At 69.5% G+C, this 10254-nt stretch carries 11 protein-coding genes; 7 read left to right on the forward strand and 4 right to left on the reverse strand.

The genetic code is table 11. From position 1 onward, the window contains the following. The 3 genes from ACE3O8_RS11110 to ACE3O8_RS11120 form a co-directional block, all read left to right on the forward strand. A partial coding sequence (locus ACE3O8_RS11110) for an SCO family protein (RefSeq protein WP_374389725.1) occupies positions 1-332 on the forward strand: 332 nt, incomplete at its 5' end. 4 nt (positions 333-336) lie between these two features. Continuing rightward, positions 337-771, forward strand: coding sequence for a YcgN family cysteine cluster protein (locus ACE3O8_RS11115; RefSeq protein ID WP_374389745.1), 435 nt, complete (start codon positions 337-339; stop codon positions 769-771). 46 nt (positions 772-817) lie between these two features. Further along, positions 818-1240, forward strand: a complete 423-nt coding sequence (locus tag ACE3O8_RS11120) for a hypothetical protein (RefSeq protein ID WP_374389727.1) — start codon at positions 818-820, stop codon at positions 1238-1240. A 41-nt stretch (positions 1241-1281) separates the two neighbouring features. On the opposite strand, the gene katG is transcribed toward ACE3O8_RS11120, so the two are convergent. After that, positions 1282-3471, reverse strand: coding sequence for a catalase/peroxidase HPI (katG, locus tag ACE3O8_RS11125; RefSeq protein ID WP_374389729.1), 2190 nt, complete (start codon positions 3469-3471; stop codon positions 1282-1284). A gap of 117 nt (positions 3472-3588) precedes the next feature. Beyond that, positions 3589-4434: an acyl-CoA thioesterase domain-containing protein gene (locus ACE3O8_RS11130; protein WP_374389731.1), complete on the reverse strand. Its 846-nt coding sequence runs from the start codon at positions 4432-4434 to the stop codon at positions 3589-3591. A gap of 80 nt (positions 4435-4514) precedes the next feature. Between ACE3O8_RS11130 and trmB the strand changes: the two genes are divergently transcribed. The 4 genes from trmB to ACE3O8_RS11150 are packed head-to-tail and all read left to right on the forward strand — an operon-like array spanning position 4515 to position 8057. Then, positions 4515-5201, forward strand: a complete 687-nt coding sequence (gene trmB, locus ACE3O8_RS11135; RefSeq protein ID WP_374389733.1) for a tRNA (guanosine(46)-N7)-methyltransferase TrmB — start codon at positions 4515-4517, stop codon at positions 5199-5201. 14 nt (positions 5202-5215) lie between these two features. Then, complete coding sequence (locus ACE3O8_RS11140; protein ID WP_374389735.1) at positions 5216-6151, forward strand: acetyl-CoA carboxylase carboxyltransferase subunit alpha; 936 nt, start codon at positions 5216-5218, stop codon at positions 6149-6151. A gap of 18 nt (positions 6152-6169) precedes the next feature. Further along, positions 6170-7621, forward strand: coding sequence for a M48 family metalloprotease (locus tag ACE3O8_RS11145; RefSeq protein WP_374389737.1), 1452 nt, complete (start codon positions 6170-6172; stop codon positions 7619-7621). Next, positions 7611-8057, forward strand: a complete 447-nt coding sequence (locus ACE3O8_RS11150; RefSeq protein WP_374389739.1) for a (deoxy)nucleoside triphosphate pyrophosphohydrolase — start codon at positions 7611-7613, stop codon at positions 8055-8057. The genes ACE3O8_RS11145 and ACE3O8_RS11150 overlap by 11 nt, the downstream gene beginning before the upstream one ends. 13 nt (positions 8058-8070) lie before the next feature. On the opposite strand, the gene ACE3O8_RS11155 is transcribed toward ACE3O8_RS11150, so the two are convergent. Next, positions 8071-9720, reverse strand: a complete 1650-nt coding sequence (locus ACE3O8_RS11155; protein WP_374389741.1) for an ABC-F family ATP-binding cassette domain-containing protein — start codon at positions 9718-9720, stop codon at positions 8071-8073. Between the two features lie 55 nt (positions 9721-9775). After that, a partial coding sequence (locus ACE3O8_RS11160) for an amidohydrolase family protein (protein ID WP_374389743.1) occupies positions 9776-10254 on the reverse strand: 479 nt, incomplete at its 5' end.

Here is a 10254-nt window from a genome sequence, read left to right on the forward strand (position 1 = left end):
CGAAGCACCCGGACGCCGCCGCCAAAGTGCAGCCGCTGTTCGTCACCGTCGATCCCGAGCGCGACACCCCGGCCGCGCTGGCCGAGTTCACGGACCAGTTCCACCCCCGGCTCGTCGGCCTCACCGGCACGCGCCCGCAGATCGATGCCGCGCTGAAGGCGTTCCGCGTCTATGCCGCCAAGGTGCCGGGCGCCGTGCCCGACGCCTACACCTTCGATCACCTCGCCATCATCTACCTGATGGATCCGGAAGGCCGCCCGGTGGAGTTCGTCGCGGGATCGACGGCCACGCCCGAAGGCATCGCCGCCATGCTGGAGCGCTTCATTGCCTGACCGGCTGCGCGACCGCTTCTGGGAACGTTATCCGCTGCGGCAGCTGAACCGCGCGGAGTGGGAGGCGCTGTGCGACGGCTGCGGCAAATGCTGCCTGCACAAGCTGGAGGACGAGGAAAACGGGCGCATCTATCGCACCAATGTCGCCTGCCGGCTGCTGAACCGGGAAACCGGCCGCTGTTCCGATTACCGCAACCGCCGCGCCTTCGTGCCGGATTGCGTGCAGCTGCGCCCGGAACTTGTGGGCCAGCTGGACTGGCTGCCCGGCACCTGCGCCTATCGCCGGGTGGACGAGGGCCGGCCCCTCCCCGCCTGGCACTATCTGATCAGCGGCGACCGGGAAGCGGTGCACGAGGTGGGTGCATCGGTTCGGGGCTGGACGATTTCCGAAGTGGACGCGAGCGCCGATCTCGAGAATCATATCATCGATCCGGACTGAGGCCGGGCCCGCCGGGAAAGCCGGTCCGCCGGAGGAGGAGTGCAGCATGACAGGCGACGCCGACCTGATCGAGGATGGGCTGCTGGCGCTCGCCGGCCAGGAGGATGCATTCCGGCTGATGCTGTTCGATCGCTTCTTCACGGCCTATCCCGCGCGCCGGCCAGCCTTTCTCGCCTTCGATGCAAGCTCCCGGCGAATGGCCGACGAAACGCTGCAGCTGCTGCATGGGCTGGCGACAGAGGCGCATTGGGTGTGGCCGCACATCGCCGATCTGGTGGATCTGCACCGGGCCTATGGCGCGCTCGCCGATGCCGAGTACGACCTGTTCATCGACCTGACGGTGGAAACCGCCTGCGCCCTTGGCGGGGCCACGCCCGCCGCCGTCGCGGCCTGGCAGCGGCAGGCGGCGCTGCTGAAGGCGCTGGTGCAAAGGGCCGGCGCGGATTGGGCGGCGGCGCTCCCCCGCTAGGGGACACACCGCCGCCCGGCCCGAAACCAGTTCGCCCGATCTCAGCCGAGATCGAAGCGGTCGGCGTCCATCACCTTCGCCCAGGCCTTCACGAAGGCAGAGGCGAAATGCTGCGCAGCATCGGCGGTCGCATAGGTTTCCGCAACGGCCCGCAGCTCGGCGTTGGAGGCGAACACCAGGTCCACCCGCGTCGCCGTCCATTGCGCCTGCCCGGTCTTGCGATCCTTCGCGACATAGCTGCCGTCGCCCGCAGGCGCCCAGCTGTGGCTGAAGCTGGAGCCCAGCAGGTTCACGAAGAAGTCGTTCGACAGCGTGCCGACCCGATCCGTGAACTGCCCGTGCCGCGACCCGCCATGGTTGGCGCCCAGCACGCGCAGCCCGCCCACCAGCGCCGCCATTTCCGGCGCCGTCAGCGTCAGCAGCTGCGCCCTGTCGACCATCATCTCCTCCAGCGGACGAGCGGGCGTGCCCTCGGCATAGTTGCGGAAGGCGTCGGCCTTCGGCTCCAGCACGGCGAAGCTGTCGGCATCGGTCTGCGCGGCCGTCGCGTCGGTGCGGCCGGGGTGGAACGGCACCGACAGGTCGAACCCGCCGCGCTTCGCCGCTTCTTCCACGGCGGCCGCCCCGCCCAGCACGATCATGTCCGCCAGCGAGATCTTCCGGCCGCCGGGCGCCTTCGCGTTGAACCCGGCCCGGATCGTCTCCAGCTTCGCCAGCGTCGCCGCCAGTTCGGCCGGCTCGTTCACGGCCCAGTCCTTCTGCGGCGCCAGCCGCACCCGCGCCCCGTTCGCGCCGCCGCGCTTGTCGGATCCGCGGAAGGTGGAGGCCGACGCCCAGGCCGCCTTCACCAGCTGCGGCACCGCCAGCCCGGACGCCAGGATCTCCGCCTTCAGCGCCGCGACGTCGCCCGGTGTCACCAGCGGGTGATCAACCGGCGGCACCGGATCCTGCCAGATGCGCGCCTGCGTGGGCACTTCCGGCCCGACATAGCGGCTCAGCGGCCCCATGTCGCGGTGGGTCAGCTTGTACCAGGCCTCGGCAAACGCCTTGGCGAACTGGTCCGGATTCTGGTGGAAGCGGCGGGAAATCTTCTCATAGGCCGGGTCCATCCGCAGCGACAGGTCGGTCGTCAGCATGGTCGGCTTGCGGAATTTCCCCGGCACAAAGGGATCGGGAATGTCCGCGGGGGCATCCTTCGCCTCCCACTGGTGCGCGCCGGCCGGGCTCTTCGTCAGCACCCACTCATATTTGAAGAGATTGTCGAAGAAATGGTTGCTCCATTTCGTCGGCGTCTGCGTCCAGATCACTTCAAGGCCGCTGGTGATGGCGTCCGCGCCCTTGCCACTGCCATGGGTGCTGGCCCAGCCCAGCCCCAGCGCCTCGATCGGCGCGGCTTCCGGGTCCGCGCCCACCAGCGCCGCGTCGCCCGCGCCATGGCATTTGCCGAAGGTGTGGCCGCCCGCGATCAGCGCCACCGTCTCCTCGTCGTCCATCGCCATTCGGGCAAAGGTCTCGCGGATGTCGCGCGCGGCGGCGACCGGGTCCGGATTGCCGTTGGGGCCTTCGGGGTTCACATAGATCAGGCCCATCTGCACCGCACCCAGCGGGTTTTCCAGATCGCGGTCGCCGCTGTAGCGTTCGTCGGCCAGCCATGTGCCTTCCGGGCCCCAGTAGATGTCGTTTTCCGGCTGCCACACATCGGCCCGCCCGCCGCCGAAGCCCACGGTTTCAAGCCCCATGGATTCCAGCGCGCAATTGCCCGTCAGGATCAGCAGATCCGCCCAGGACAGCGCCCGGCCATATTTCTGCTTCACCGGCCACAGCAGCAGGCGCGCCTTGTCCAGGTTCACATTGTCCGGCCAGGCGTTCAGCGGCGCGAAGCGCTGCGTGCCGGCCCCGCCGCCGCCGCGGCCGTCAGAAATGCGATAGGTGCCGGCGCTGTGCCAGGCCATGCGGATGAACAGCGGGCCGTAATGGCCCCAGTCGGCAGGCCACCAGTCCTGCGAATCGGTCATCAGCGCGAAGATGTCGGCCTTCACCGCCTTGAGGTCCAGTTTCGCGAATTCGGCGGCATAGTCGAAATCGGGGCCCATCGGATCGATCAGCGGCGAATTCTGGTTCAGGATCGAAAGATCCAGCCGGTCCGGCCACCACATGCTGTTGGTCATGCCGCGCACAAGCGCGGTCCGGCTCACCTTGCTCCCCATCGGGCATTTGGTCTCGGCGTTCATCGGACATCCTCCTGGCTCTTGTGCGTTTCGACTCTCCCACAGGAAGTTTGCACCATGGTTTCGGCCTGTCCAATCGTGAAACCCCATCACTATGATCGAACGGGCCGCAATCAGCGGTCAGCCGAAGCGATGCACCTCGCCCTGTTCGGTCAGCACGCCGGAAAACAGCGCCCGCGCAGTCGCCACCAGCGTTTCGCCCTGCCGCGCCTCGGCTTCCAGCACGCTCGCCATCTGCCCGGCGCGCACGGCGCGCGCCGCCACCCGCATCGGCAGGTCGGCGCGTGCGGGCCGCAGGTACCGGATCTCGAAATCGACGGCCCGATGCCCGTCCGCCAGCCGCGCGCAGGCGGCGTCCAGCGTCGCGGCGACGAAGCCGCCATGATAGGCGGGCACCGCCCGCGCCCCCACCAGCGCCGGTTCGGGCATCACCAGCCAGCCGTCGCCATCGGGCTTCAGCGCCATCAGCGTCTCGAAGTCTGCGGCTGTCGACGGTTTCAACCCCAGCGACCCGGTCGGCCGGTCGGTGGTGCGCCCGCCCGGCATCGCGCCCACCAGGAACCGCGCGGAGCCGGAGGCGACCTCCCGCCCGTCCGCCGTCAGCACCCCTTCCACGAAACACAGCGCGCCTTCCTTCACGGCCCGCGCCGTGCCGAACGCCACCTCGGCTGCGGCCGGCATCGCGCCGTGCCAGTCCAGCCGCAGGTCCAGCGTCATCATGGCCGACAGGTCGTCCAGCGCCGCATAGACCCCGCGCGCCAGCGCCTGATCGGCCAGGATCAGCGCCGCGCCCCGGCTCAGCCGACCGTCCGCCCCGCAGGCGGCGGGCAGCCGGCCATCCATGCGGCAGCCGGGCAGCCCGCGCGGCCCGCCATCCGCCAGCCCCATCGTCAGGCAGGCGGGAATGTTCACGATCATGTCGCGGTAATCGGGGGCGGGCTGTGCCCGCCGGTGGTCGGCTGTCATCCGGTCATCCTTGCTTGCCCCCCCTTCGTGCCGCGTCAGGGCTTGCGACGTCACCCCGCGAAGCTGCTAAGGAGCGCCGCGTGACGACCTCCGATCCCCTTTCCATCCGCCGCCTCTATGGCCGGGCGCAGGGCCATCCGCTTCGCGCCAACGCCCAGCGCCTGGTTGACGAGCTGCTGCCGTCGCTGACCGTGCCGGAGGACGGGCCGCTTTCGGCCGCGCGCCTGTTCGGTGATGACCGGTCGCTGGTGTTCGAAGTGGGGTTCGGCAAGGGCGAGCATCTGGCCTTCCAGGCCGCGCTGCGGCCGGACCGGGGCTTCATCGGCGCGGAACCCTATCTGAACGGCGTGGCCGGCCTGCTGGCAGAGGTGGAGGCGCGCGGCCTTTCCAACCTCCGCATTCACCGGGGCGATGCGATCGACGTGCTGGAACGCCTGCCGGATGCCAGCCTGGAGGCGCTCTACCTGCTGCACCCCGATCCCTGGCCCAAGGCGCGTCACGCCAAGCGGCGCTTCGTGAATCCCGGCCCGCTGTCGCTGGTCGCCGCCAAGCTGAAGCCGGGCGGCGAATTCAGGATCGCGACAGATCATGTCGGCTATATGCGCCATGTGCTGACAGTGATGCAGGCCGAACCCCGTTTCGAATGGACGGCGGAAACGCCGGCGGACTGGCAGCGGATTCCGGCCGACTGGCCCGATACGCGCTTCGCCGAAAAGGCCCGCGCGCTGGGCCATGATGTGTGGCGCTTGATTTATCGCCGCGTCTGACCAACTGGAGGTTCATGGTTCAGCCCCTGGAATTCGAAAAGCCGATCGCCGCGCTGGATGCGCAGATCGCAGAGCTTGCCGCAGATCCGACGCGCACGCCCGAACGGCACAAGGCCGAGGCGAAGCGCGGCCGCCTGCTCGCCGACCTCTACAGGTCGCTCACCCCCTGGCAGAAGACGCTGGTGGCCCGCCACCCGGATCGCCCGCGCTTCCTGGGCATCGTGGACCAGCTGTTCGAGGAATGGACCCCGCTGGCCGGCGACCGCAAGTTCGCCGACGATGTGGCGATCCTGGGCGGCCCCGCGCGCTTCCGGGGCCGTGCGGTGATGCTGATCGGCCATGAAAAGGGCCACGACACGCAGAGCCGGGTGAAGCGCAACTTCGGCATGGCCAAGCCCGAAGGCTATCGCAAGGCCGCCCGGCTGATGGACATGGCCAGCCGCTTCGGCCTGCCCATCGTGACTCTGGTGGACACCCCCGGCGCCTATCCCGGCATCGACGCCGAGGAACGCGGCCAGGCCGAGGCCATCGCCCGGGCGACGGAAGCCTGCCTGAACGTCGAGGTGCCGATGGTGTCGGTGATCATCGGCGAGGGCGGATCCGGCGGCGCGGTGGCGCTGGCAGCCGCCAACCGGGTGCTGATGTTCGAACATTCGGTCTATGCCGTCATCTCGCCGGAAGGCTGCGCCTCCATCCTGTGGCGGGATTCCGCCAAGGCCGCCGAAGCCGCCGTGGCCATGCGGATTTCCGCGCAGGACCTGAAGGGCCTGGACGTGATCGACGCCATCGTACCCGAGCCTGTGGGCGGCGCGCACCGCGCGCCCGCCGACGCCATCGCCCGGCTGGGCGATTCGATCGACGCCGCGCTCGACGGCCTGGGGGCGATGTCCCCGGCCGAGCTGAAGGCTGACCGGCGCGCCAAGTTCCTGGCCTTCGCCCGGGCCGCCTGAACGAGGAGCGCACCTGAAATGCTGCGCAGCATTGCCACCACCGCCCGCGCCGCGCTCGCCGCGGCGCTGCTGGCGGTTGCAGCCGCCCCGGCGGCCGCGCCCGCGCAATCCGGCGCCGCGCTCACCGGCCTTTCGCAGAAGGACCGGCAGATCGGGGCCGAGGGCTACAAGCAGATCGTGGCCGAGTTCGGCGGCACGGTGGAAGGCCCGCTGGCGGATTATGTGCGCCGCGTCGGCACGCGGATCGGCATGGCGTCCGTACCCGGCTCCACCGCCGGGGACTGGAAGGTGACGGTGCTGAACTCGCCCGTGCCCAACGCGATGGCGACGCCCGGCGGCTATATCTACATCACACGCGGCCTGCTCGCGATGATCAACAACGAGGCGGAGCTGGCGTCGGTTCTGGGGCACGAGGCCGGGCATGTCGCCGCGCGCCACAGCGACAAGCGCAACAGCCGCGCCACCATCGGCGCGCTTGGCTCGATCGCGGCGGCCGTGCTGCTGGGTGGGCAGGCGGCCGAACTCGCCAACTATGGCGCGGGCGCCTGGGTGGCGGGCTTTTCCCGCAGCCAGGAAAACCAGGCCGACACGCTGGGCATGCGCTATGCCATTTCGGCGGGCTATGATCCGCGCGCGGCCGCCACCATGCTGCAGGCGCTGGACCGGGTGGCCGCCGTTGAAGGCCGCCAGTCGATGGAGCGCAACGGCCTCGCCTCGGTCTTTTCCACCCACCCCGTCACGGCAGAGCGGGTGCAGCGCGTGGCGAAGCAGGCGGCGGAAACCGGCCGGACAGGCCTTCTCAACCGCGAAGCCTATCTGGCCGCGATCGACGGCATGACCTTCGGCGACGCCGCCGAACAGGGCATCATCACCGGCTCCAGCTTCCGCCATGCCTCGCTCCGGCTCGCCTTCGACGCGCCACAGGGCTTTCAGCTGCAGAACAGCCCGCAGGCGGTCGCCGGGCGCGGGCAGGATGGCGCGCAGTTCGTCTTCGCGGGCGCCAAGGTGCAGCCGGGCCAGTCGCTGGAAAGCGTGGCGCAGCAGGTGTGGCAGCAGGTGGCCGGCCGGGTGCCGCAGGCCAGCTATGCCGAGCGGCAGGTGAACGGCTTCCAGGCGGGTCTGTCCGAAGCGCGCCTGTCCAGCCGGCAGGGCCCGGTGGACGTGGGCGTGCATGTGTTCCGCGCCGGGCCGCAGGATGTCTATGTGATCCGCACCCTGGCCCCGGCCGGGCGCGGCAGCCAGTTCCAGGGGCTCATCTCCTCGTTCCGGCGGATGTCGGCAGAGGAAGCCGCCGCCGCCGCGCGCGCCCGCCGCATCGACGTGGTCACGGTGAAGCCCGGCGAAACCGCCGACACGCTCGCCCGCCGCATGGCCCCGCCCTACAACCGGGTGCAGAGCTTCCAGGCGCTCAACGGCCTGCCGAACCGCCCCCTGCAACCCGGCGAGGAGCTGAAGATCATTGTCGGCTGAGTTCGCGGACTGCCCCGGCGGCCGTCCGCCCCGCGCGCTGCCGCTGCTCACGGTGTCCTGCGCGGTGCTGCTGAACGGCGAAAATCAGGTGCTGGTCACCGATCGCCCCGCCGGCAAGGACATGGCCGGGCTGTGGGAATTTCCCGGCGGCAAGGTGGAGCCGCTGGAAAGCCCGGAAGCCGCCCTCGTGCGCGAGCTGGAGGAAGAGCTGGGGATCGAGACGACGACCGCCTGCCTGTCGCCGTGCGGCTTCGCCTCCCACGCCTATGAAACGGTGAATCTGGTGCTGCTGGCCTTCGCCATCCGGCGCTGGCGCGGCACGCCGGTGCCGCGCGAGGGCCAGCGCATGCAATGGGTGCCGGTGAACGGCCTGTTCCGGCTGGACATGCCGCCCGCCGACCGGCCGCTTCTGGGGCAGATCGCCAGCATCCTCTGACCGCACCGCCCGCCTAGAAGCGGAAGCCGCCCTTCTGCTTCTTCTGCGCCTGCTTCGGCGGCGGGGCGCTCGGCTGCTTCGGCTTCTCCGCCCCCTTCGGCTTCCGGCCCAGGATGAAGTCGGTATAGTCGTCCAGCGATCCGGCGAACTCCTTCGCGGTGCCGCTGTCCACCAGCAGCAGCCGGTCCGCCGCCAGTTCCAGCATGTGCCGGTCGTGGCTCACCAGCACCACCGCGCCGCCAAAGCCGTTCAGCGCCTGAACCAGCGCCTCGCGCGTGTCGACATCCAGGTGGTTTGTCGGCTCGTCCAGGATCAGCAGGTGCGGCGCATCCCGCGTGATCAGCGCCAGCGCCAGCCGCGCGCGCTCCCCGCCAGACATCTCGCCCACCTTCTGCGTGGCGCGCGGCCCGGAAAAGCCGAACCGCCCCAGTTGCGCGCGCACCGCGCCGGGCGACAGGCCCTGCATCGCCCGCGTCATATGCTCCAGCGGCGTGTCGGCGCCGTCCAGCTCCTCCACCTGATACTGGGTGAAATAGCCCACCTTCAGCTTGCCCGGCGCGTGCAGCTCGCCGTCCATCGGCTTCAACTGCCCGGCCAGCAGCCGCGCCAGCGTCGTCTTGCCGTTGCCGTTTCGGCCCAGCAGCGCCAGCCGCTCGTCCGGGTCGATCCGCACGTTCAGCTTCGAAAGGATGGGCTTGCCCGGCTCATAGCCGACCGCCGCGCCGTCCGTCGTGATCATCGGCGGCTTCAGCTCGTCCGGCGACGGGAAGTCGAAGCTCAGCGTCGGGTCTTCCACCACCGCCGCGATGGGCTGCATCTTCGCCAGCGCCTTCTGCCGCGACTGCGCCTGCTTCGCCGTAGAGGCGCGGGCGGAGTTGCGGGCGATGTAATCCTGCAGCTTCGCCCGCTGCGCATCCTGCGCGGCCTTGGCGGCTGCCTGCTGCGCCAGCCGTTCGGCCCGCTGCCGCTCGAAGCTGTCGTATCCGCCCGTGTAGAGCGTCGCCTTGCCGCCCTCCAGATGCAGGATCTGGTCGACCACATTGTTCAACAGGTCGCGCTCGTGGCTGATCACCACCATCATCGCCGGATAGGCCTTCAGGAAATTTTCCAGCCACATCGTCGCTTCAAGGTCGAGGTGGTTCGAAGGCTCGTCCAGCAACAGCAGGTCGGGCTCGGAAAACAGCAGCGCCGCCAGCGCCGCGCGCATCTTCCAGCCGCCGGAATAGGTGGACAGCGGCCGGTTCTGCATCTCCTCGTCAAACCCCAGGCCCACCAGGATCCGCGCCGCCCGCGACGGCGCCGCATAGGCGTCGATCGCCATCAGCCGCTCGTGGATCTCGCCAAAGCGGTCCATGTCCTCGCAGGTCTCGCTTTCGGCCAGCAGCTCGGCCCGCTCCGTGTCGGCGGCCAGCACCAGCTCGACAGGCGTCGTCGCCCCGTCGGGCGCTTCCTGCGCGATATAGCCGATGCGCGTGCCGCGCGGCATGTCCAGCCGGCCCTCGTCCGGCTCGATATGCCCCATCATCACCTTCATCAGCGTGGATTTGCCCGCGCCGTTCCGCCCGATCAGCCCGATGCGGCTCTTCCCCGGCAACGCAGCCGTCGCCCGGTCGATGATGGTGCGCCCGCCAAGGCGCACGGTGATTCCGTTGATGTTGAGCATGACGCCCGCGCGCCTAGCGGATTATTGCTGCAAGCGCGAAGGGAAAGTGGGGGCGTCAGTTGCCCTTCACGACGGCCCCGCCCTTCATCACGAAGCCCACACTCTTCAGCACGGTCACATCGGCCAGCGGATCGCCCGCGACCGCGATGATGTCGGCATGATATCCCGGCTTCAGCGCGCCGATGTCCTTCACGCCCAACAGGTCCGCCGCGTTCGTCGTGGCCGCCACGATCGCGGTGGCCGGCGTCATCCCGTGCTGCACCATCAGCTCGAACTCGTCGGCGTTACGGCCGTGCTTCGAAACGCCCGCGTCCGTGCCAAAGGCGATGCGCACGCCGGCGGGCACCGCCTTTTCCAGCGCCTTGCCGGTGATTTCCAGCCGCCACTTCACCTTTTCCAGCACGGCGGGCGGATAGGCGTTCGGGTCCTTCGCCAGCCGCTCCTTATAGCCGTTGATGGTGCTGAGCGTCGGCACATAATAGGCCCCCGACGAGCGGAACAGCTTCAGCGTCTCGTCATCGGGCATGGTGCCAT

This window comes from Sandaracinobacter sp., assembly GCF_041909755.1.
Taxonomy (GTDB): domain Bacteria; phylum Pseudomonadota; class Alphaproteobacteria; order Sphingomonadales; family Sphingomonadaceae; genus Sandaracinobacteroides.